Annotated in this window: 19 protein-coding genes; 11 read left to right on the top strand and 8 right to left on the bottom strand. The window is 68.8% G+C overall.

What is annotated here, in order from left to right; genetic code table 11:
- Positions 1–342, top strand: coding sequence for an EthD family reductase (locus tag ABZ345_RS34495; RefSeq protein ID WP_359858240.1), 342 nt, complete (start codon positions 1–3; stop codon positions 340–342).
- Here ABZ345_RS34495 and ABZ345_RS34490 read toward each other — a convergent pair.
- The 3 genes from ABZ345_RS34490 to ABZ345_RS34480 form a co-directional block, all read right to left on the bottom strand.
- Positions 290–2,689, bottom strand: coding sequence for an AAA family ATPase (locus ABZ345_RS34490; protein ID WP_359858238.1), 2,400 nt, complete (start codon positions 2,687–2,689; stop codon positions 290–292). The two genes, ABZ345_RS34495 and ABZ345_RS34490, sit on opposite strands and share 53 nt — an antisense overlap.
- Positions 2,690–2,836: 147 nt before the next feature.
- Positions 2,837–3,310 (bottom strand): GtrA family protein, encoded by a 474-nt coding sequence (locus ABZ345_RS34485; RefSeq protein ID WP_359858235.1) that lies wholly within the window; start codon positions 3,308–3,310, stop codon positions 2,837–2,839.
- A gap of 98 nt (positions 3,311–3,408) precedes the next feature.
- A complete protein-coding gene (locus ABZ345_RS34480; protein WP_359858233.1) occupies positions 3,409–4,320 on the bottom strand; it encodes an AraC family transcriptional regulator in 912 nt (303 codons plus the stop codon).
- A 70-nt stretch (positions 4,321–4,390) separates the two neighbouring features.
- Between ABZ345_RS34480 and ABZ345_RS34475 the strand changes: the two genes are divergently transcribed.
- Both ABZ345_RS34475 and ABZ345_RS34470 read left to right on the top strand, forming a co-directional pair.
- Positions 4,391–5,047 (top strand): methyltransferase domain-containing protein, encoded by a 657-nt coding sequence (locus ABZ345_RS34475; protein ID WP_359858230.1) that lies wholly within the window; start codon positions 4,391–4,393, stop codon positions 5,045–5,047.
- Positions 5,048–5,170: 123 nt separating this feature from the next.
- On the top strand, positions 5,171–7,150 hold the full coding sequence (locus tag ABZ345_RS34470; protein WP_359858227.1) for a serine/threonine-protein kinase: 1,980 nt from the start codon (positions 5,171–5,173) through the stop codon (positions 7,148–7,150).
- Here the strand turns inward: ABZ345_RS34470 and ABZ345_RS34465 are convergent.
- Positions 7,147–7,614 carry a hypothetical protein gene (locus ABZ345_RS34465; protein ID WP_359858224.1) on the bottom strand — a complete coding sequence of 156 codons (468 nt, stop codon included), beginning with the start codon at positions 7,612–7,614 and terminating at the stop codon, positions 7,147–7,149. The two genes, ABZ345_RS34470 and ABZ345_RS34465, sit on opposite strands and share 4 nt — an antisense overlap.
- 77 nt (positions 7,615–7,691) lie before the next feature.
- On the opposite strand from ABZ345_RS34465, the gene ABZ345_RS34460 reads away from it, so the two are divergent.
- From ABZ345_RS34460 to ABZ345_RS34450, 3 genes are read left to right on the top strand one after another with little or no spacing between them, the layout of a single operon-like run.
- The gene (locus ABZ345_RS34460; protein WP_359858221.1) at positions 7,692–9,296 is read left to right on the top strand and encodes an allantoin permease; all 1,605 of its coding nucleotides are present in this window, start codon (positions 7,692–7,694) and stop codon (positions 9,294–9,296) included.
- A gap of 18 nt (positions 9,297–9,314) precedes the next feature.
- The gene (locus tag ABZ345_RS34455) at positions 9,315–11,012 is read left to right on the top strand and encodes a sodium:proton antiporter (RefSeq protein ID WP_359858219.1); all 1,698 of its coding nucleotides are present in this window, start codon (positions 9,315–9,317) and stop codon (positions 11,010–11,012) included.
- A gap of 49 nt (positions 11,013–11,061) precedes the next feature.
- Positions 11,062–12,258: an SGNH/GDSL hydrolase family protein gene (locus ABZ345_RS34450; RefSeq protein WP_359858216.1), complete on the top strand. Its 1,197-nt coding sequence runs from the start codon at positions 11,062–11,064 to the stop codon at positions 12,256–12,258.
- Here ABZ345_RS34450 and ABZ345_RS34445 read toward each other — a convergent pair.
- Entirely contained in the window at positions 12,255–13,019 is a 765-nt protein-coding gene (locus ABZ345_RS34445) for a GntR family transcriptional regulator (RefSeq protein ID WP_359858213.1), read from the bottom strand. The two genes, ABZ345_RS34450 and ABZ345_RS34445, sit on opposite strands and share 4 nt — an antisense overlap.
- 179 nt (positions 13,020–13,198) lie before the next feature.
- Here ABZ345_RS34445 and ABZ345_RS34440 point away from each other — a divergent pair, with 179 nt between their 5' ends.
- Genes ABZ345_RS34440 through ABZ345_RS34420 form a run of 5 tightly spaced genes read left to right on the top strand, consistent with a single transcriptional unit; the run spans position 13,199 to position 18,930 of the window.
- Positions 13,199–14,431 (top strand): extracellular solute-binding protein, encoded by a 1,233-nt coding sequence (locus ABZ345_RS34440; RefSeq protein ID WP_359858210.1) that lies wholly within the window; start codon positions 13,199–13,201, stop codon positions 14,429–14,431.
- Positions 14,428–15,372, top strand: coding sequence for a sugar ABC transporter permease (locus ABZ345_RS34435; RefSeq protein WP_359858207.1), 945 nt, complete (start codon positions 14,428–14,430; stop codon positions 15,370–15,372). Before ABZ345_RS34440 ends, ABZ345_RS34435 begins: the two co-directional genes overlap by 4 nt.
- Complete coding sequence (locus ABZ345_RS34430) at positions 15,369–16,184, top strand: carbohydrate ABC transporter permease (RefSeq protein WP_359858204.1); 816 nt, start codon at positions 15,369–15,371, stop codon at positions 16,182–16,184. The genes ABZ345_RS34435 and ABZ345_RS34430 overlap by 4 nt, the downstream gene beginning before the upstream one ends.
- Positions 16,181–17,581: a beta-N-acetylhexosaminidase gene (locus ABZ345_RS34425; protein ID WP_359858201.1), complete on the top strand. Its 1,401-nt coding sequence runs from the start codon at positions 16,181–16,183 to the stop codon at positions 17,579–17,581. Before ABZ345_RS34430 ends, ABZ345_RS34425 begins: the two co-directional genes overlap by 4 nt.
- Positions 17,566–18,930, top strand: coding sequence for a cellulose binding domain-containing protein (locus ABZ345_RS34420; RefSeq protein ID WP_359858198.1), 1,365 nt, complete (start codon positions 17,566–17,568; stop codon positions 18,928–18,930). Before ABZ345_RS34425 ends, ABZ345_RS34420 begins: the two co-directional genes overlap by 16 nt.
- Here ABZ345_RS34420 and ABZ345_RS34415 read toward each other — a convergent pair.
- The 3 genes from ABZ345_RS34415 to ABZ345_RS34405 are packed head-to-tail and all read right to left on the bottom strand — an operon-like array spanning position 18,927 to position 22,494.
- Entirely contained in the window at positions 18,927–21,065 is a 2,139-nt protein-coding gene (locus ABZ345_RS34415) for a xanthine dehydrogenase family protein molybdopterin-binding subunit (protein WP_359858195.1), read from the bottom strand. The two genes, ABZ345_RS34420 and ABZ345_RS34415, sit on opposite strands and share 4 nt — an antisense overlap.
- A complete protein-coding gene (locus ABZ345_RS34410) occupies positions 21,062–22,039 on the bottom strand; it encodes a xanthine dehydrogenase family protein subunit M (protein WP_359858192.1) in 978 nt (325 codons plus the stop codon). The genes ABZ345_RS34415 and ABZ345_RS34410 overlap by 4 nt, the downstream gene beginning before the upstream one ends.
- The gene (locus ABZ345_RS34405) at positions 22,039–22,494 is read right to left on the bottom strand and encodes a (2Fe-2S)-binding protein (RefSeq protein ID WP_359858416.1); all 456 of its coding nucleotides are present in this window, start codon (positions 22,492–22,494) and stop codon (positions 22,039–22,041) included. The genes ABZ345_RS34410 and ABZ345_RS34405 overlap by 1 nt, the downstream gene beginning before the upstream one ends.
- Positions 22,495–22,563 lie beyond the last annotated feature (69 nt).

The following is a 22,563-nucleotide window of genomic DNA, read 5'->3' as shown; positions in this document are numbered from 1 at the left end:
ATGTACGTCTTCACCTGCCTGTACCACCACCCCGAAGACCCGCGGGCCTTCGACGACCACTTCTTCACGGTGCACGCGCCGCTGGCCCGCAAGGTCGTGGAACTGGGGCTGCGCAGCGCCACCGCGACCAGGCTCGACCCGCTCCCCGACGGCACGCCGCCACCGTTCTACGTCAAGGTCGACATCGCCGCCGACTCCGCAGAAGCGTTGCAGGCGGCCATGAGCACGCCGGAAGGCCGGGCCGCGCAGGCCGACATGGCGAACTTCGCACAGGCGGGGTTCGTGATGTTCACCGGCGAGGTCGTCGACGAGATCCTGCCGGAATTTCCTCGCGATGCCTGATGTCCAGCTTTCGGTAGACGCGCGTGAGGTGTTGCTCGACGGTGCTCGTCGTCACGAACAGCTTGCGCGCGATCTCCCGGTTGGTGTGACCGTCCGCCGCCAGCCCCGCCACGCGGCGCTCCGCCTCGGTCAGTGCCGCGACCCGTTCGGGAAGGGGTTCGTCGGCAGGCAGAAGCCGGTCGCACAACGGTGTGGCGCCGCACTCACGGGCGACGCGCCAGGCACGGCGGGCGGTCATCCGCGCTCGCGGCCGGTGGCCGAGCGCGTCACTCAGACCGGCCAGCGTCTGTGCCAACCCGAACCTGTCGCCGCGTTCCTCCAGGATGTCGGCCGACTCCGCGAGCATCCGCGCCCTGGTCGCCGGATCGCTCGTCGCCGCCAGCACGTACAACGTGTGGCCGCGCGCGCGTGATCGCCGGGTGGTGAGCGTCAGCTGTTCGACCAGGAGCCGCCGGGCGCGCTCGCGCACACCCCGGCCGAGCAACGCCTGCGCGGCACAGGCACGCCACGGCACCACACCGGGATGATCCTGGCCCCAGGAGGTCATCAGCTCACCGCACGACAGGAAGTCGGCCAGCGCTGCCTCGTACCGAGCGGTGGCCAGGTGGTATTCGCCGCGCGCGTGCAGGTAGTGCGGTCCGAACCGCGTCTGGAACGCCACCTCCGGCACCGGCTGGGCGACGTACTCACCGGCTTCGGCATAGCGGCCGGTCCTGGTGCAGGCGAGGATCAGGCAGCTCAGCGGCCCCACCACGGCAGTGCCCCAGGCTTGCGGCGACAGCAGCCCGAAAGCGATGCCCGCCAGGCGAAGACAGGCGGGCAGATCACCTTGCCGCAGCGCGATCTCCGCCCGCAGGACGGAGAACATCGCCTGCCACGTCACGTGGTCGGCGGCCTGTTCCAGCAGCCGTTCGCACCACGTGGCGGCGTTGTCCAGGTGGTCGCTGTAGATCAACGTCAGCAACGCGAACACGGCCGCCCACGGCATGTCGCCGCTGAGCCGAGCGCTTCGCAGGTACGTTTCGGCGCGGCTCGCGGCGGACTCGTCGTCGCGGAACAGCAGACTGGTGAGGGGTGAGGCCGAGGGCCTCCACCGGGCCAGTGACGGATGCGCCGAAGCCAGCCACAGCTCGACGTCCGAATCGTTGTCCGGTAACAGCTCGCGAGCTTCAGCGACCCGGCCGTGCCAGAGCAACTGGCTGATCAACATGACTTTCGTGTCGGCAGGAGCGGATCGCAACGCCGTCAGGTGCCGGGCGGCCGTCAGCGGATTCGACCGGAACTCCAGCTGGGCCAGCTCACCGGTGACCGCCGCCTGCTCCACTGGGTCCACAGAGGACTCCCGGGCGAGCTCGAGGCACCGCGACGCGAAGACCGTGCGTGGACCGGCCCGTGCGGCCGCCGTCCGCAGCACCGGCACCGCCCACTCCTGCCGACGCGGCGGTCCGTCCAGCAGATGAGAGGCCACGAGTTCGGCGGCCGCGCCCTGCTCGTGCAGCAACCGCGCCGCACGGGCGTGCAGGACCGGTGCGGTGCCGGACAGCACGGTGTCGCGCGTGCCGGGGTGCCGCAAGCCGCCCTCGTCGAGCAGCCCCGCCGCGGTCAGCACCTCCACCGCCCACGTCACAGCCCGCTCGCCGACCCCGGTCAGGCGGCCGACCGCGGCCGGCGTGGCGAACTCGCCGAGCACCGCCAACGCCTGCGCGGTCTGCCGGACGGCCGGTCCACCGCGATGCAGGCAGCGCAGCACGGCCTGAGGCAGGTCGTCCGAGGTCAGCGCGTGCACGAGCAGCGGATTGCCGCGGCTCAGCGCGTGGATTCGTCGGGCGTCGCGCTTGCCGTGCAGGGCAGCGATCCCGTGTTCGGTGAGCGGCTCCAGAGTCACCTGTGTGCAGTGCGGCAGCCGCAGCAGCTCGACTCGGAACGTCGACCGCACCTGCGCGCACTCGGTGAACAGGAACAGCACCCGAGTGGGCTGCATGCGTCGGACCAGCGACAACAGGCAGGTCAGTGAAGGCTGGTCGGCGAGGTCCACGTCGTCGATGCCGATCACCAGCGGTGTTCGTTCGGCGAGCTCTCGCAGTCTGGAGCAGGCCGCGAGAAGACCTGTGCCGGGCACGATCTGGCCCAGCACCCCGAACCGCAGCCCGCGTTCGGCCCACGACCCCGTCGCAGTGACGAAATTCGCCCCGGTGAGCGCCGCACGGTCCGCGAACGTCTGCAGCAGAGCCGTTTTGCCACTACCGAGAGCGCCGCTCACCAGCGCCACCCGGCAACGGCCCGCCACCGTGTCGGCGAGCATCCGGTCAAGAGCGGTCAACTGGGATTCCCGATCAACCAGCCTCATCAGCCGGTCCTCCTGGCACACGCGCCCTCAGGAGGGCTACGCGTTTGACAACGAATGATTGCGCTTTAAACTAAAGTGACGATCTTGTTCTGTCACGACGCGCAGCTCATTTGGTGCCAACTGGACGGTAATCGCCTGCTGACGTAACTACTGGCCCTTGGTGTCGCGGAAGATGATCCAGCGCATCACGCTGTACATGAAGGCGGCCTCGCAGGCGCCGGCGACGATGCGGGACAGCACGTACTGCAGGCCGATCGCGGTGAGCGCGCTGCCCACGCCCAGGATGAACGCCACGTAGTTGATCAGGATCGCCACCGCGTACAGGCCCGCCTGGGGGCCGACCGGTGCGTGCGAGCGGAAGTTCAGGGCGCGGTTGAGCACGAAGCTCAGGCCGAACGCGAGGACGTACGCCAAGGTGAAGGCGATGGGCACCGGCAGGCCCAGACCGCTGCGGAACATCATGAGCAGCAGCAGGTCGATGCCGAACGTGAACCCGTTGATGATCGCGAAGCCCAGGAAGCTCGGCGCGACGACGCGTGACAAGCCGAACGGCAGCCGCCTCACGACGACTTCCATCAGCGCGTGGAACCGCTGTCCGAAGTCTTTTTTGTTGGCACTCAAGGTGGAGTGCTCCCCGCCGGTCATGGCACGACATTGCCACGATCACGCGGGCCGAATCCGACGAATCGCCCACGGCTCGTCAGGCTGTTCGCAGGTGTTCAGCCCGCGTTCACCCTTCGCCACGACGTCGGGCTCATCCCGTGCAGCTTGCCGAACGTCCGGGCGAAGTACCCAGCGTCCGGGAACCCCACCTGCCGCCCGATGTCACTCACCGGCAGCTCGGTGACGGCCAGCAGCCGCCGCGCCTGCACCATCCGCCGCTCGGTGATCCACTCCTGCACGGTCCGCCCGGTCCGGCGCCGCACGGTCGACGTCAGGTGGCCGGGGGAGATGCTGACAGCGGCCGCGACCTCGCGCAGCGACAACGTTTCCGGGTAGCGGCGCTCGATCACGTCGAACACCTCGGCGAGCAGCGGTTCGGCGTTCTCGCGCAGGTCGCCGACCACGTCCGCGGCCAGCCTGGACACGCCGACGAGCAGCAGGACCAGGTGCGCGGAGACGGCCTCCCGATAGCCCTCGCGACGGTCCTCGAGTTCCCGCTGAAGTGCCTCGATGCGCGCGGTCCACTCGGCTCGAAGCGCTTCGGGGACCTTGAGCCGCAACGCACTCGTCGCGCCGCCGTGGACGAACGGGAACAGCAGAGGATGCGTGCGCCAGGCCAGGTGCGCGCCTGGGGTGTCCAGGCCGAGCGCGTCGGCGGTGAAGAACACGCCCCAGCCCTGCGCGCCCGCGAGGTCGTCGCTGTGGGCCTGGCCCATCACGTCGCCCGGCGCGATCACGAACAGGTCGCCCGCCTCCACGTGCCGGACCTGCTTCCCGGTCCGCACGACGCCGCCGTCCGCCCAGAAGTAGGCGATGCCGGGGAAGTCGTGCGAGTGCGCCTCGTGGGAGCCGTCCGCCACGGGGTCGTGGCCCAGGCGCATGACTGCCACGGCCAGTTCGCCGGGCACGGGCTGCCAGGTGTAGGTCGCGGGCTCGTCACCGCTGGGGGCCATTCGTCGGGAACGCACCGTCAGATCATCCCACTCAAACCACGGATCGACACAGAAACCTTGCTGGAAGCCGGGGCAGAATGGGGTCATGGCCGAAATATCGTCCCAGGAGCGGGACTACCTGCCCGGTATGGGCAAGCACTACCTGCTGCCGTTCTACGACGTGCTGCACCGGGTGTCCGGGCTCGGTCGCGTGCACGAGGAGATGGTCGCGCTGGCCGGGCTGCGCGACGGTCAGCGCGTGCTGGACGTGGGCTGCGGCACCGGGAACCTGTTGCGGGCGACCGGAAAGCGGCATCGGACCGTCTCGCTGACCGGTGTCGACCCGGACCTGAAGATGCTGGCGCGGGCCGAGCGCAAGATCCGCCGGGCCGGGCTGGCGGCGCAGCTCGACCGCGGGTTCGCGCAGGAGCTGGCGTTCCCGGACGACTCGTTCGACGTGGTGTTCTCCAGCCTGATGCTGCACCACCTGGACACGCCGTCGAAGGACGCGATGCTCGCGGAGGTGCGGCGGGTGCTGCGGCCGGACGGCGTACTGGTGCTGGCCGACGCGGCGGTGCACGACCACTCCCACCTCGGTCACAAACGCGGTGTGAGCGGGCACATGCAGGAGCACCTGCACGACAACGTGGGCCACGCGGTGGCGCAGCGGATCGCCGCGGCCGGGTTCACCGTCGAGCCGACCAGGACGCGGAAGTTGCGGATGGTCGGCGAGGTCGGCATCGAGGTGGCGCGAGTCCACTAGAGACACGTCCATTGCCGACCGATTGAACACGCACAATGTTTCTTTGCTGCCAACAGTTCCGGTACTTCGCGAAGTTGAGGGACCCGCGCGAACTGGAGCGTGTTCTCATCTACGCTGCGCGCCGTGACAGATGCGACGGGGAGTCTGGTGGCGCAGCGCTACCGGCTCGTGCAGGTGATCGGCACCGGCGGCATGGGCCGGGTGTGGCTCGGCCGTGACGAGGTCATCGGCCGTGAGGTGGCCATCAAGGAGCTGCTGCTGCCGGCCGGCCTGGACGGGCAGCAGCGGGCGTTGCTGTGCCAGCGCGCCATGCGTGAGGCGCAGCTCGCCGGCCAGCTGAACCACCCCGGCATCGTCACCGTGCACGACGTCGTCGAGTACAACGGCACGCCGATGATCGTGATGGAGTTCGTGCGCGGCGGCTCACTGGCCGACGCGATCAAGTCCCGTGGCGCGCTGCCCGTCGACCAGGTCGCCTACATCGCCAACGCGATGCTGGGCGCGTTGCGGGCGGCGCACCAGGCCGGGATCGTGCATCGCGATCTCAAGCCCGCCAACGTGCTGCTGTCCGGCGACCGGGTCGTGATCACCGACTTCGGCATCGCGAGGCTCACCGGCGACGTCCCGCTCACCACCGACGGCTCGATCGTCGGCACGCCCGCCTACATGGCGCCCGAGCAGGGCACCGGCGCGCCGATCACCCCGGCGACCGACATGTGGTCGCTCGGCGCGACCCTGTACGCAGCCGTGGAGGGCCGGCCGCCGTATCAGGGCCAGGACTTCATGACGACGCTGTCGATGCTGCTGACCCAGGAGCCGCCGCCTCCGGTGCGCGCCGGGCAGCTCTCGTCGTTGCTGGGCGGGCTGCTGCGCAAGAACCCGGCCGCGCGCGCGTCCGTCGACCAGGCTCAGGCCCTGCTGGCCGGCACACCCGTCGTGCTGCCGATGCCGGTGAAGTCCGGGCCGAGCAGGCGGACGTTGCTGCTGGCCGGTGTGGGAGCGGTCGCGGTGCTCGGCGGCGGCACCGCGTGGTGGCTGAGCCAGAAGGACAACAACGGTGACGCGGCGCAGCTGCCGACCACCGGCGACAAGAAGCTCTCCAACGCGGAGGGCGGCTCCGAGCAGACGACGACCCCGTCCGACGCGAAACCGGGACAGGTGGAGCAGCTCACCGAGCACGTCCAGCTCACCGGTTCGAAGGACGCCGTCCAGTCGATCGCGTGGAGCCCGGACGGCAAACTGCTCGCGAGCTGCGACGGCCACCTCGATGACGACGGCGCCGTGGCCACCATCTGGGACGCCGCGACGGGCAAGCCCGTCGGCACGGTCACGAACCCGGACGGCCCCGGCGGCGCCTCGGCGGATGCCGTGGCGATCAGCCCCGACGGCAAGATCCTCGCGGTGGGCGGCAACCGCACCGGCGACGCGACCACGTACCTGTGGAACCTCGCCGACCGCACGCAGATCGGCCCGCTGGACCAGAGCAGGTCGATCATGAACTCGCTGGTGTTCTCCCCGGACGGCAAGACCGTGGCCGGGCTGACCCACACCGGCAGCATCAAGGTGTGGGACGTGGCGACGCGCGCGGTGAAGATCGGCCTGCCCGACGCCGACGGCGGCCACGACCTCACCTTCAGCCCGGACGGCAAGCTGCTGGCCAACGGTGGCACCAAGTACCAGGAGATCCGCCTGTCCGACCCGGCGACCGGCAAGACCGTCAGCACCATCAACGACTCGACCGGCAGCGGCGTGTCGTTCTCGCCGGACGGCAAGACCCTCGCGGTGGTCGACGCGGACGGCACGAACGCCATGCAGCTCTGGGACGTGGCGACGGTGAAGAGCAAGGCCGTCTTCGATCGTCCCGACGACGACCTGCACATCACCATCACCCACGCGCGGTTCCACCCGGACGGCAAGACGATCGCCGCCTGGGGTCAGGGCAACTTCATCCAGCTGTGGGACGTGGCGACGAAGCGGATCCGGGCGACCGTGATCGGCGCCGGTGGGGCGATCGAGACGGTGGCGTTCGACCCCAAGGGGGAGCGGATCGCGGCCGGCTGCGGCGACAAGACCATCCGGATCTGGAAGCTGAACCAGCGCTAGAGCTCTTCGAGCTCGCTGACGTCGATTCCGTTGCGGTCCAGCGTGTCCGCGAAGGCTTCGATCACGTTGTCGAGGATCCACTCGCACCTGGCCATCAACGCGGCGCCTTCCGCGGTGCGGAAGGCGGGGATGGTCGCGGTGAGGCGGGCGGACATCGGCCACTCGTTGTCGTACTGCCAGAGCTCCGCACTCGGGGTCAGGAGAATCCCGGCGTCCTTGAGCACGCCGGGACGTGCAGCGCTGGGAGTCCTCGTCGTGAGCACCAGCCAGCCGGACGCGATCCGCACCTTCTGCTCGCCCACGCGGTCGTAGAGGGTCTGCTCGGCCGGGATCTGGTGGCGGGTCAGCAGGGTCGCCACCTTCTGCGCCCACGCCGAGACGGTCGCCGCCCGCGCTGCCCACGCGGCCGCGGCGGCTTCGTCGGCACGCCTGCGTTCCTTCATGAACGCCACGAGATCATCCACGGACGCTGACACTACGTCACACACCCGTCACAGTTGCGGTGATCGAACGACACGCGGGCTTCCTAGCGTCACGGCTCATGACCGTTGACGACGAGGTGCGAGCGCCATCGCTCGAAGCGTCCAACGAGACGCTGGAGGACTACACCCTGCGGTTCGCCCCGCGCACCTACCGGCGCTGGACGCCCGCGGTGGTCGGGGCGTCGGCGCTGGGCGGGATCGCCTACATGGCGGACTTCTCGATCGGCGCCGGGATCGGGCTCACGCACGGCACCGGGAACGCGTTGCTGGCCATCGGGTTCGCGGCCGTCGTCATCTTCGTCACCGGGTTCCCGCTGGCCTACTACGCGGCCCGGTACAACATCGACCTCGACCTGATCACGCGCGGATCCGGGTTCGGCTACTACGGGTCCGTCATCACCAGCGTCATCTTCGCGAGCTTCACGTTCATCTTCTTCGCGCTCGAGGGCTCGATCATGGCGCAGGGCCTGCGGTACGCGCTGGGACTGCCGCTGTGGCTGGGGTATCTGACCTCGACGCTGCTGATCATCCCGCTGGTGATCTACGGGATGAAGGTGCTCGCGAAGCTGCAGAGCTGGACGAACCCGTTGTGGTTGCTGCTGATGGTGGCGCCGCTGGTGTTCCTCGTCGTCAAGGAACCCGACTCGGTGCGGCGGTGGCTGGAGTACGGCGACAACGGGATCAGCACGGCGGCGGTGATGCTGGGCGCCGGGGTGTGCTTGTCGTTGATGGGGCAGATCGGCGAGCAGATCGACTACCTGCGGTTCATGCCGCCGCGCACCGACGAGAACAAGCGCGCGTGGTGGACCGCGACGATCCTCGCCGGTCCGGGCTGGGTCGTCTTCGGGGCGCTCAAGCAGGCGATCGGCGTGTTCATGGCGGTCTACGTGCTCGACGCGGTCGGGGCGGTGGCCGCGGTGGAGCCGATCGAGCAGTTCACCGGGGTGTTCAAGCAGTTCATGCCGGCGTGGCTGGTGGTGCCGCTGGCGCTGGTGCTGGTGGTGCTGAGCCAGGTGAAGATCAACGTCACCAACGCCTACTCCGGGTCGCTGGCCTGGACGAACTCGTTCACGCGCGTCACCAAGCGGTATCCGGGGCGGCTGGTGTTCGTGCTGGTGAACCTCGCGATCGCGCTGGTGCTGATGGAGGCCGACATGTTCAGCTTCCTCAACAACCTGCTGAGCTTCTACTCCAACTGCGCGATGGCGTGGGTCGTCACGGTGGCCACCGACATCGCGATCAACAAGTACGTGCTGAAGCTGTCGCCGAAGCAGCCCGAGTTCCGGCGCGGCATGCTTCACGCGGTCAACCCCGTCGGGGTCGGGTCGTTCCTGGCGTCGTCCATCCTGTCCATTTCCGTCTACTTCGGACTCTTCGGCGCGGCGATCCAGCCGTACTCGCCGCTGGTGGCCGTGGGCATCCCGATCGTGCTGACGCCGTTGCTGGCGGTGCTCACGAAGGGCCGCTTCTACTTGCGCCGCACCGACGACGGCATCGCCGAGCCGGTGCTGGACGAGACCGGCAACCCGAGCGGCACGCTCTACGACTGCGTGGTGTGCGGGGAGTCGTACGAGCGGCCGGACATGACGGCGAGTGCTGTGGAAGGCACGATCTGTTCACTGTGCCTGAGCACCGACAGGGCAGGTCTGCACGTGCTGCGCTGATCGGGCAAGATCCGCCCCATGCAGGAACTGGCGTTGCTGGCCGTCGCCGGCGTGCTGATCATCGTCGTGGTGTCGTACTTCGCCCCGAAGCTCGGGGTGGCGGTGCCGGTGTTGCTGGTGCTCGTCGGGATGGGCTGCAGCCAGCTGCCCGGTGCACCGCACGTGTTCGTGGAACCGGAACTGATCCTGACGGTCGTGCTGCCGCCGATCCTGTACTCGGCGGCGGTGAACGTGCCGGTGGTGGACTTCCGGCGCAACTTCACGACCATCGGGTCGCTGTCGGTGGTGCTGGTCGTCCTGTCCGCGTTCGGGACCGGGCTGCTGATCTGGTGGCTGCTGCCGGACATCGGGTTCGCGGCGGCGCTCGCACTGGGCGCGGTGGTCAGCCCGCCGGACGCGGTCGCCGCCACGTCGATCGGCAAGAAGCTCGGCCTGCCGCCACGGCTCGTCACGATTCTCGAAGGCGAGGGGCTGGTCAACGACGCGACGGCGCTCGTGCTGCTGCGCACCGCCATCGTCGCGATCACGGCGAGCGTGTCGTTCGGCGGGGCGCTGGGAGACTTCGCGTTCGCCGTGTCCGTGGGGGTCGTGATCGGGGCCGCGGTCGGCATCGGCTCGGTGTGGGCGCGCTCGCGGATCCACGGGCAGCCGGTGCTGACCACCGCGATCTCGTACGTGGTCCCGTTTCTCGCGTTCATCCCGGCCGAGGAGGTGCACGCGTCCGGCGTGATCGCCGTCGTGGTGGCCGGCCTGATCACCGGGCACCTGAGCGCTCGCAAGTTCGCCGCGCACGACCGCATCTCCGAACGGACGAACTGGCGCACGATCCAGTTGCTGCTGGAGAATGGCGTCTTCCTGCTGATGGGCTTCGAGCTCACCTCGGTGGTCGCCGACGTCGCGAAGGAGGGGCTGGCGCGGACGCTGGTGATCGGCCTGCTGGTGACGTCGGCGCTGATCCTGTTGCGCGGTGTCTTCGTGATCCCGCTGATCGCGCTGCTACGCCGTCAGCAACGCCGTGCGGACGCGTTCGCCGACAAGATCGAGTCCTTTCTGGACCGCTTCACCGCGCGAGGCCCCCGTCCTGGCGACGAGAAGCGCTACGACCGGGGAGTTCGCGCGCTGCAACGCAAACAGGCCGATGTGGCGTTCTACGCGAGCGAGGGACTCAGCTGGCGCGGCGGTGCGGTGCTGGCGTGGTCGGGCATGCGCGGGGTCGTGACGCTGGCGGCCGCCCAGACGTTGCCCACCGACCTGCCGCACCGCCCGGAGCTGATCCTGATCGCGTTCACGGTCGCGATCGTCACCCTGGTCGTGCAGGGTGGCTCGTTGCCGGTGGTGATCCGGTGGCTCGGCGTCCGCGGCAACGACGACGATCACGAGCGCCGGGAGTACGCGCGACTGGCGGGCGAGCTGATGACGGCGACCCACAGCTTCCTGGGCAACCCTGACCTGTGCTGGGAGAACGGGCAATCTTTCGACTCCGAGCTGCTGGAGCAGACTCGCGAACGCACGCTCGCGATGAGCGAGGGCGTCGAGAAGATGTTCGTGGAACAGGACCCGGACAGTCCGTTGCACCAACGCCGTGAGCTGCAGCGGATGATGACGGAAGCTCAGCAGAACGCGTTGCTCGACGCGCGTTCGAGCGGCACCTATGCCTCGCACACCCTGGAACGGGCCCAAAGCTTCATCGACAACCAGTCCGCCCGGTTCCTGTGATGGGCTAGCGTGACCTTCGCCGCCGCCACGGCCTTTCAGGGGTGGTGGCATGTCTGCGAAAGTCGGCTTGGCGAGCCTGGTGCTGGCGTTGGTGGTCGGTGGCTCGTCGGTTCCCGAGGTGCAAGGGCACGCTGCGGAGTGGATCGGCACCTGGCAGGCCGCGCCCGCGAGCGCTCAGGCCGGAACCGACCTCGGCCATCCGAACAAGACGATCCGCAACGTCGTCCACACTTCGATCGGCGGCAAGTCCGCGCGGGTGCGGCTGTCGAACGCCTTCGGCACGGCGCCTGTGTTGATGGGGCACGTGACGGTCGGGCTGTCCACCGGTTCTTCGGCCGTTGTGCCTGGCAGCCTGCGTGACGTGACGTTCGGTGGCCTGCCTTCCGTGACGATCCCGGTGGGTGCGGAGGTGGTGAGCGACGCGGTTTCGCTGACCGTGCCACCGGACGGGGACCTCGCGGTCACCGTATACACGCCCGCCGAGTCCGGGCCCGCGACCTACCACCCGCAGGCTTATCGCGAGACCTACTTCGCTGATGGTGATCGGGCGCTTGACGAGACCGGTGCGCCTTTCGCTGTTGGCAGCACGTCGTTCCACTACGTCAGCGGCGTCGAAGTTCGTTCGTCGCAGGCGCGGGGAGCCGTGGTGGCGTTCGGCGACTCGATCACCGACGGCGCCTGGTCGACGCGCGGCGCCAACCTGCGGTGGCCGGACCAGCTGTTCGACCGGTTGATGAAGCGTCCGGCCCCGCTGCGGTTCGGTGTGCTGAACGCGGGCATCAGTGCCAATCGTCTTGCCAGCCAGGGCACCAGCGCCACCGCTGGGCAGAACGGGCTGGCGCGGCTGGATCGCGACGCGCTGACGAGGGCCGGCGTGCGGACCATCGTGCTGATGGAGGGCATCAACGACATCCAGAGCTCGGTGCCCGCCGCTCAGCTGATCATGGGGTTGCACCAGGTCGTCGAGCGCGGCCACGCGGCCGGGGTCCGGGTGGTGGCCGGGACGATCGCGCCGTGGAAGGGATGGCGGACCTACACGCCCGAGCGGGAGGAGATCCGGCTGGAGGTCAACAGGTACATCAGGTCCGCCAGGATCTTCGACGACGTGGTGGACTTCGACGCCGCACTGCGCGACGCCACCGACCCTGGGATTCTGCGGCCCGTCTTCGACTCCGGCGACCACCTGCACCCCAACGACGCGGGTTACAAGGCGATGGCGGAGGCGGTCGATCTCCGAAAGCTCTAGAACGGGTCCGAGCTGCCCACCCTGGCCTGCACGTCCACTGTGCTGCGTGGTGAGTCTCCCAGCGTGAGCCGGGAGACGATCCGGTACCGGTCACCCCGGTAGATCGAGTGCACGTACTCGACCTGCCGCCCCTCGGTGTCGGTGGTGAGCCGCTCGAACAACAACGCGGGCGCCAGCACCGGTACCGACAGCAGCGCGGCCTCGGACTCGTTCGTCACGGTCGGTTCGATCGACTGAATCGCGTCCCGGACGTGCACGCCGTGTTCGCGCAGCCGGTCGTAGAAGTCGCCGGACTCCATGTCGTGCAAGGTCAATCCGGGCGCGACAGCGGCGGGCACGTGGAGGTACTCCAGCGCCATCGGTTCGCCGTCGACCAGGCGCAGGCGGGCGATGTAGTGGATCTCGGCGGCGGGGGAGAGGCGCAGGCGGCGGCCCACGCGGGCGCCGGCCGGGATGCGGGCGTGTTCGAGCACGCGTGACTCCCAGGTGCCGCCGGCCTGGGGGAGCGACATGGAACCCGTGCCGGAGACCATTTCCTGGGTGATCTTGGCGCGGGCCACGAAGGTGCCGCGGCCGTGCTGGCGGACCAGCAGGCCCGTGTTGACCAGTTCGTCCACGGCCGAGCGCACGGTGGGGCGCGACACGGAGAGTTGCTGGCACAGCGTGCGCTCGGCGGGGATCGGGGCGCCCGCCGGGTGGGTCTCGATGAGTTCCAGCAGGTAGTCGCGGACCCGCTCGCGCTTCAGGATCGCTTCGGCCATGCCTCTCCGCTTCGTCGGCGGCCAGTATCGCATACCAGTGGTAAGTAACCACTCCCAGCAAGATCGGGAGCGCTCTCACGCGTCCGGCCTGGGTATTGACGCGGGAAGTGGTCTATGCCACTTTCTACCTCACCTCAGCAGACCTGACCAATTGGTCACATCCCGGTGAGAGGTGAGTCGTGTCGCGCTCCGCCGCTCTGCTCGTCCTGGCGCTCGCGTTGTCCGCCTGTGGCACCACTGCCGGAGGAGGTGAGAAGCAGGAGATCACCGTGTGGCTCATGAAGGACACGGCCACGGACGACTTCGTGACGAAGTTCGAGACCGAGTTCGAACGTGACCACGCGGGCCTCGACCTGAAGATCCAGATCCAGGAGTGGAACGGCATCACGCAGAAGGTGACCAGCGCTCTGGCCAGCACCGATCCGCCCGACGTGATCGAGGTCGGCAACACCCAGGTCGCCCAGTACGTGGCCAGCAAGGGCGTCACGGACCTCAGCGGCAAGACGGGCGAGTTCCAGGGCGACGACTGGATCCCCGGTCTCGCGCAACCCGGTGCGGTGGACGGCAAGCAGTTCGGCATCCCGTACTACGCGGCCAACCGGGTCGTGATCTACCGCAAGGACCTGTTCGAGGCGGCACAGGTCACGCTGCCCAAGACCCGCGAGGAGTGGCTCGCCGCCACGCAGAAGCTCGACCAGGGTGACCAGCAGGGCATCTACCTGCCCGGACAGAACTGGTACACGCTATCGGGCTTCATCTGGGACGAGGGCGGCGACCTGGCCGAACAGGACCCCACCTGGAAGGGTTCGCTCAACACGCCGGAAGCGTTGGCGGGCATGGACTTCTACCGGAAGCTCCAAGCGCTCGGTGACGGCCCGAAGGACTCCGACGAGGCCAAGCCGCAGCAGACCGACGTCGTGGCGGGCGGCAAGGTCGCGCAGTTCATCGCGGTACCGGGCGCGGCCAAGCTCGTCACCAAGGCCAACCCGGCGCTGGAAGGCAAGATCGGGTTCTTCCCGATCCCCGGCAAGACCGCCGACAAGCCCGGCGCCGTGTTCACCGGCGGCTCCGACCTGATCATTCCTCTGGCGAGTCCGCGTCAGGACGGCGCCTACGAGGTCGTCAAGGCGCTCGCGGGCGAGAAGTGGCAGGTCGAGCTGGCCAAGGCGATGAACTACGTGCCGAACCGCAAGGCGCTCGCCGAGAAGGTCAGCGGCGATCCCGGCACCGCGGCCATGGCGGCCGGCGCGGCCAACGGGCACGCCACCCCGAACTCGCCGAACTGGGCCGCAGTCGAGGCGCGCAACCCGATCAAGGAGTTCCAGACCGCCGTCCTGACCGGCACCGATCCCAAGGCGGCAGCGGCGAAGGCCGACGAAGTGATCACCCAAGCGCTCAACTCGGGCAAATGACGCTCCTCGCGGAACGGCCGGTGCGGACATCTGCGCCGGCCACCCCGAGACGGCGCAAGAAGCCGATCCTGCCGTACCTGCTGATCGCGCCGACCCTGCTGGCCACCGCGTACCTGCTGCTGTACCCGCTGGTGCGCAACGTGATCATCTCGCTGCAGCGGTTCGGCCTGCCGCAACTGGTGCGCGGCGACGCCGAGTTCGTCGGACTCGCGAACTACGTCAAGGTGCTCACCGACCCCGAGTTCTGGGGCGTGGTCAGGAGGACGCTGTGGTTCACCGCGATCAACGTCGTGCTGATCATGGTGCTGTCGACCGCCGTCGCTCTGCTGCTGGTCAAACTCAACCGCTGGCTCAGGTTGCTCGTGATGGGCGGCCTCGTGCTCACCTGGGCCACGCCGGTCATCGCCGCGACCACGGTGTTCCAGTGGCTCTTCCAGTCCAGGCTCGGCGTCGTGAACTGGGCCCTGACGGCGCTCGGCTTAGAGGAGTACCGCGACTACACCTGGTTCGCGGACGGCGAGGCGACGTTCGGCATCCTCGTGACGCTGATCGTCTGGCAGTCGATCCCGTTCGCCGCGCTGTCGCTGTACGCGGCGATGATCACCGTGCCGCAGGAGCTGTACGAGGCCGCGCGGATCGACGGCGCGGGCGCGTGGCGGGTCTTCTCGACCATCACTTTCCCGATGCTGCGAGCCATGTTCGGCCTGATCACGTGCCTCGAGGTGATCTGGGTGGTCAAGGCGTTCGTGCAGATCTGGGTGATCAGCCAGGGCGGTCCGGGCCGGGCCACGACGACGCTGCCGGTCTACGCGTTCCAGGTCGCGCAGTCGTTGCAGCGCTACGACCTCGGTGCGGCCGTCTCGATGCTCATGGTCGTGCTGCTCGTGCTCGCGCTGCTGGCCTACTTCCGGCAGCTCTACCGGCAGGAGCGAGAGGCATGAGAATCGCCAAGAACACGGCGGCGCTCGTGGTCTTCGTCCTCTCGGTCTTCCCGGTCTACTGGATGGTGCTCACGGCGTTCAAACCGACACGGGACATCCAGAGCGCCACACCGACGTTCCTCCCGGCGAGCATCACGTTCGACCACTTCGGAACAGCGGTCGCGGCGAAGGGCTTTTTCTCGTTCTGGCGCAACAGTCTTCTGGTGGCGGGCGGGGCGGTCCTGCTCGCGCTGGTCGTCGCCCTGCTCGCGGCGTACGCGGTGGCAAGGCTGCAGTGGAAGGGCCGCAGGGCGTTCGTGCTGATGGTGTTCATCGCGCAGATGACGCCGTGGGAGGCGCTGCTCATCCCGATCTACGTGATCGCCAGGGACACCGGCATGCTCGACACCCTCTGGATGCTCACGCTGGTCTACTTCATGATCACGCTGCCGTTTACCATCGTGACCCTGCGCGGGTTTCTCGCGGCGATCCCGGTCGACCTCGAGGAAGCGGCGCAGGTCGACGGCTGCTCGCGCGGCCAGGCGTTTCGCAGGGTGGTGTTCCCGCTGCTGGCGCCTGGTCTGCTGGCGACCTCGTTGTTCGGGTTCATCACCGCGTGGAACGAGTTCGCCTTCGCCAACGTGCTGATCATCAAGGACCAGGACGACCGCACGCTGCCGGTCTGGCTCTCGTCGTTCAACAACACCTTCGGCACCGACTGGGGCGCCACGATGGCCGCCTCGACGCTGTTCATGCTCCCGGTGCTGCTGATCTTCCTCGTCCTGCAGGGCAGGGTCACCACGGGCATCGTCGGAGGGGCGGTGAAGGGATGATCGTCCCGCACCCGACCAGGATCGTCCGCCGCGGCAAGGGCTTCACGTTCGACTGCGGCACGACGATCCGCGTCAGGCCCGGCGCGGAGCACGCGGCCAGACTGCTCCGCACCCTCCTGCGGCCCGCCACGGGACTTCCGCTGCCGATCGCCGACTACGGCCAGATCGTCATCGCCCTGGACGCCAAGCTCGTCGGCCTCGGCGCGGAAGGTTACGCGCTGACCGTCAACGAGCACGGCGTCCTGCTCCGAGCCGGAACCGCGGCCGGTCTCGCGCACGGCGTTCAGACGATCCGGCAGCTCCTTCCGGTCGAGGCGCTCAAGCGGTCCAGAGTGTCCGATGTGGACTGGGTCGTGCCCGGCGTCGACATCCGGGACGTGCCCAGGTTGCCGTGGCGCGGGTTCATGCTCGACGTCGCCCGGCACTTCCAGCCGGTCCACGTGGTGCGCCGGTTCATCGACCTGATGGCGTTGCACAAGCTGAACGTCCTGCACCTGCACCTGACCGACGACCAGGGCTGGCGCATGCCGATCCCGCGCCACCCGCTGCTGACCTCGGTCGGCGGCCTGCGTGCGGAGACGAACGGCGACGGCGTCCCACACGGCGGTTCCTACACCCGCGCCGAGCTCGAAGGTCTCGTCGCGCACGCGGCCGAGCGCGGCATCCGGATCATGCCGGAGATCGAGATGCCCGGCCACGCCCGCGCGGCGCTCGCCGCCTATCCGGACCTGGGCATCGCCCCACAACCGCTGCCGGTCTGGACCCGGTGGGGCATCAGCGACTCCGCGTTCGGCCTGCACTCGCTCGGCTTCGTCCGCGAGGTGCTGGCCGAGGTCCTGGAGGTGTTCCCGGGCGAGTACGTCCACCTCGGCGGCGACGAATGCCTGCTGCCCGAGGAGGTCCACGGCAGGTTCCTGAAGCAGGCAGCCAAGTACCTGCTCGGCCGCGGCCGCATCCCGGCTGCCTGGGAACCAACCGGCGACGCGCGCTCGGTCGTCATGCCGTGGAAGGACGTCACCCAGGCCGCGAAGGCGCTGGAGCGGGGCCAACCCGTCGTGATGACCCCGCACACGTCCACCTACCTCGACTATCCGCAGTCCGAGACGGGTGAACCGCCCGGCCAGCCCGGCCATGTCGTGACGGTGAAGGACGTCTACCACGTGCCACTGCCGGACGGGGTGCTCGGCGCCCAGTGCCAGCTGTGGACCGAGCACATCCGCACGAGAGAACACCTGGAGTACATGGCTTTTCCGCGCCTCGCCGCGCTGGCCGACACCCTGTGGTCGCAGCGCCGGGAGTGGGAGGGCTTCACGACACGGATGCGTCACCACGCATCAAGGCTCGCCGCACTGTCCATCCCTGCCGAAGTGAGGAGAGAACCTTGCGAGCACTCATAGCCGTTTCCTGCGCGGCGCTCACCGTCGCCGCGTTGGCCGTGGCGCCCAACGCCTTCGCGGCCGACGCGCTCACCGCCCAGTACCGGACCAGCGCGTCCGGTGCGACCACCGACCAGGTCGAACCGTGGTTCAAGCTGGTCAACTCCGGCACGACGACCGTGCCGCTGGCGGAGGTGAAGATCCGTTACTACTTCCGCAGCGAGACCCCCGACGTCGGGTACCGCTTCGCCTGCTCGTGGGCGGTCCGCGGCTGCGCCAACGTCACCGGCACGTTCGGGAACCTGAGCGGCAACCCCGACCGCTACCTGGAGGTCGGGTTCACCTCGGGCGCGGGAACTCTGGCGGCGGGCCAGGACACCGGCGACCTGCAGCTGAGGTTCTACCGCACGAACTGGGGCCCGATCACGCAGTCCGACGACTACTCGTTCCGCGCCGACAGCTCGTACTCGGCGTGGAACAAGGTCGCCGTCTACCGCGGCGGCACGCTGTTGTGGGGCACCCCGCCCGGTGGCAGCCCGCCCACCACGACGACGACCACGTCAACGCCGCCGAACCCCAACGGCCCCACCATGTTCGACGACTTCAGCTACACGAGCTCCAGCGACTCGCGGATCAGCCAGCGCGGCTGGACCGTGCGCGGCGGCGGTGGCGGACCCGGTGTGCCGGGCGCGGAATGGGACCCGTCGCGCGTCACGTTCCCGACCGTCGACGGTTCGAAGGTGCTGCGCCTCGACTCGTGGAACAACGGTTCCGCCGCGAGGCAGACCGAGATGTTCCACCAGCGCAAGTTCTTCGAGGGCACCTACGCGGCACGCGTGAAGTTCAGCGACGCCCCGGTGTTCGGCCCGGACGGCGACCAGGTCGTGCAGACGTTCTTCACCATCACCCCGCTGAACGCGCCGATGGACCCAGACTACGGCGAGTTGGACTTCGAGTACCTGCCCAACGGCGGCTGGGGTGAATCGTCCAACATCCTGTACGAGACCACCTGGGAGACCTATCAGAACGAGCCGTGGGTCGCCGACAACATCCACAACGAGCAGCGCGTCAGCTACGCGGGCTGGCACGACCTGGTGATCCAGGTCGGCGGCGGCCGCGTGAAGTACTTCATCGACGGCACACAGGTGGCCGACCACGGCGACAAGTACTACCCCGAGACGCCGATGTCGATCAACTTCAACCTGTGGTTCATCTCCGGCGGCCTGCAGGGCAGCAGCGCCGAGCGGGCCTACCAGCAGGACGTCGACTGGGTGTACTTCGCCAAGGACCGGGTGCTCAGCCCGGCCCAGGTGAAGACCGCCGTGCAGAACTACCGCAACTCGGGCGTCGAGCACACCGACAACGTCTAGAGCAGCTTCTCCAGTGTGATCGGCAGATCGCGGACCCGGACACCGGTGGCGTGGTGGACGGCGTTCGCGATCGCGCCGGCCACGCCCACGATGCCGAGCTCGCCGATGCCCTTCGCGCCCAGCCCGCTGATCACGCCGTCCGGGTGGTCCAGGAAGCGGACGTCGATGCGAGGGATGTCGGCGTGCACCGGCACCAGGTAGCTCGCCAGGCTGGCGTTGGAGAACCGCGCGGTCGCGTGGTCGACCTCGGTGGCCTCCAGCAACGCCTGCCCGATGCCCATCACCACCGCGCCCTGGATCTGGCTGCGAGCCGCTTTGGTGTTGACGATCGTGCCCGCGTCGCACACGGACAGCCATCGCGTCACGCGCGGTTCGCCGGTCAGGCGGTGCACCCGCACCTCGCAGAAGTGCGCGCCGAACGAGCGGAAGCCGTGTTCGGGATCGGTGAGCTTGGGTGAGGTGCCGACGGCTTCGACTCCACCGACGTCGCACGTGGTGAGCAGCGTGCCGAAGCTCATCGTGAGGCCGCCGGACGACACGCTGCCGTCGCGGTAGGTGACTTCCTTGCCGTAGAAGGGAGAACGCGTGTTGGTGGTGGCCAGGGTGATGAGCTCGGCCTGCACCGCCTTGGTGGCGACCTGCACCGCGGGACCGTTGGTGCACGTGGAGTTCGAGCCGCCGGCGTTGGCCGCGGCGGGGGAGGTGGAGTCGCCGAGCTCCGGCCGGATGCGCGAGACCGGGATGCCCAGCTCGTCGGCGGCCAGGATGGCGAACACCGTGTACTGGCCCGTGCCCAGGTCCGCGGCGGTGCCCGAGACGGACGCGGTGCCGTCCGGGTAGAGCCGGACCTTGATCGACGCCTGGCCGCGGGAGGCGCCGTAGGTCGCGGTGGCCATGCCGGTGCCGACGAGCCAGTCGCCGTCGACGGTCGCGCGGGCCTTGGCAGGCCGTTTCGACCAGCCGAACTGGTCGGCGCCGATCCGGTAGCACTCGTCAAGATGCTTGCTGGACCACGGTTTCCCGGTGTTCGGCACGAACGTGGCGTAGTTGCGCAACCGCATCTCGACGGGGTCGATGCCGAGCTGCTCGGCGAGCTCGTCCATTGCACTCTCCAGCGCGAACGAGCCGTTGGCCTCGCCTGGTGCGCGCATCACCGTCGCCGCACCGAGGTTGAGCGGCACGATCGTCTTGGTGACGCGGATGTTCGGGCTCGCGTAGGTGGTCAGCGTCCAGTTCGCGACGGACTCGGACCAGTTGCCGCCCAAGCCGCGGCTGGTCACGCCGTCGTTGACGATCGACGTGAGCTTGCCGTCGGGCGTGCAGGTCATCTGCAGGGTCTGCTTGGTCATCGGCCGGTGACCGGCCATCAGGAACACCTGCTCGCGCGACAGCATCGCCTTGACCGGCCTGCCGAGTGCCCTGGAGGCCGCGCACGCCAGCGGGACCTGCGCCCAGTTGCCCCACTTGCCGCCGAAGCCGCCGCCGACGTGCGGGCTGAGCACGTGGATCTTGGCGGCGTCGACGCCGAGCGTCTCGGACAGCCTGCGCTGCACCAGAAGGGCGCCCTGCGAGACCGAGTAGACGGTCAGGTGGTCGCCGTTCCAGGTGGCTACGGTGGCGTGCGGTTCCATCGCGCAGTGGTGCTGGAACGAGGTGGTGTAGCTCTGGGTGAAGACGATGTCGCCCAGGGCCTGGACGTCGGCCTTGACCTCTTCGACCTCCTCGAACTTCTGCAGGGTCAGGCCGGGGAACTCGGTCACCGGCGGCAGCTGCTGGTAGGTCGCGGTGACCAGACCGGCCGCGTCCCGCGCTTGTTCGAACGTCTCGGCGACGACGAACCCGATGGCCTGGCCGAAGAACCGCACCTCCGTGTCCTGCAACGGAGGGAAGCGCTCGTCGTTCTGCTCCTGCACGTACGCGAACAGCTTGAGCGGGTTGAACGGCGTGTACACGGCCAGCACACCGGGGGAGGCGAGCGCGGCGCTCGTGTCCATCGCGGTGACCTGACCGCGCCCGATCGTGCTGGTTACCAGGTAGCCGTAGGTGAGGCCGGGGATCTTGGTGTCGGCGGCGTACGGTGCCGCGCCGGTGACCTTGATGCGGCCGTCGACCCGGTCGACCGAGCGCCCGATCACCGCACACCCGCCGCGTCGAGCAGGGCGCGGACGATCGTGCGCTTCAACAGGCTGGGCTTGAACGAGTTGTGCGCCAAGGTTCGCGCTCCGTCCACAGCGGACTCGGCGGCGTCGGCGAACGTTCGCTCCATGGCCACACCGCCCTTCAAGGCCTCCTCGACGGCTCGCAGCCGCCACGGTTTCGTGCCCACTCCGCCCGCGGCGAGCCTGACGTCCTGCACCACACCGCGTTTGAGGCTGACGGCCGCCGCGACGGACGTGAGCGCGAACTCGTAGGACTGCCGGTCGCGGATCTTGAGGTAGGTCGAGGTGCGGGCCCAGGGGAGCGCCGGCACGACCACCTCGGCGATCAGCTCACCGGGCCCGAGGACGTTCTCGCGTTCCGGCGTGCTGCCGGGCAGTCGGTAGAAGTCCTCGAGCGGCACGGTCCGGTCACCGTCCTTGCCGCGCAGCACGACCTGGGCTTCCAGCGCGACGAACGCGACCGCGACGTCACTGGCGTGGGTCGCGGCGCACGAGTCGCTGGTGCCGAGGATCGCGTGCGTGCGGTTGATCCCGGTCAGCGCGGGACATCCGCTGCCCGGCAGCCGTTTGTTGCACGCCGAGGTGACGTCGCGGAAGTAGTCGCATCGCGTGCGCTGCATCAGGTTCCCGCCGATGCTCGCCATGTTCCTGAGCTGACCGGACGCGCTGAGCAGCAACGCACGGGAGATCATCGGGTGCACCGAGGTGACGACGGGATGCGCGGCGACGTCGCCCATCCGCTCCAGCGCCCCGATCCGCAACGCGCCCTCGTGCAGCCGGATTCCCCTGAGCGGCAGGTTGTTGACGTCGATCACGCGGTCGGGCGTCATGACGTCGAGCTTCATCAGGTCGACCAGCGTGGTGCCGCCCGCGAGGAACGCCGAGCCGGGTTTCGCGAGCTTCAACGCGTCGGGGACGGTCGACGGCGTGGCGAAGTCGAACGCGCGCATCAGCGGTCACCGTCCTTGGCCTGCTTGATCGCTTCGAGGATGTTCGGGTAGGCGCCGCAACGGCAGAGGTTGCCGGACATCGCTTCCCGGATCTGGTCGTCGGTCCGCACCTCGCGGTCCCCGACGACCTTGACCGCGGACATGATCTGACCGGACGTGCAGAATCCGCACTGGAAGCCGTCGTGGTCGATGAACGCCTGCTGCACCGGGTGGAGCTCGTCGCCGTCCGCGATGCCTTCGATCGTGGTGACTTCCTTGCCCTGCAACGTCGCCGCCAGAGTCAGGCACGACAGCACGCGCCTGTCGTCGACGTGGACCGTGCACGCGCCGCACTGCCCGCGGTCGCAGCCCTTCTTCGTGCCGGTGAGCTGGAGCCGTTCCCGCAGCGCGTCGAGCAGCGTCACGCGAGGGTCGAGGCTGAGTTTCCGGCGCTCGCCGTTGACCTTGAACGCCACCTCGACGAGGCCTGCGCCTTCGGGCGCGTCGACCGCTGCAAGGGCCTCCACCGCCGGTGAGGTGACCGC

The sequence above is a fragment of the Lentzea sp. NPDC005914 genome, from assembly GCF_040629405.1.
Classification (GTDB): Bacteria; Actinomycetota; Actinomycetes; order Mycobacteriales; family Pseudonocardiaceae; genus Lentzea.
Note: the sequence above shows the minus strand (reverse complement) of the source record. Positions and strands in the feature narration are given on the sequence as shown.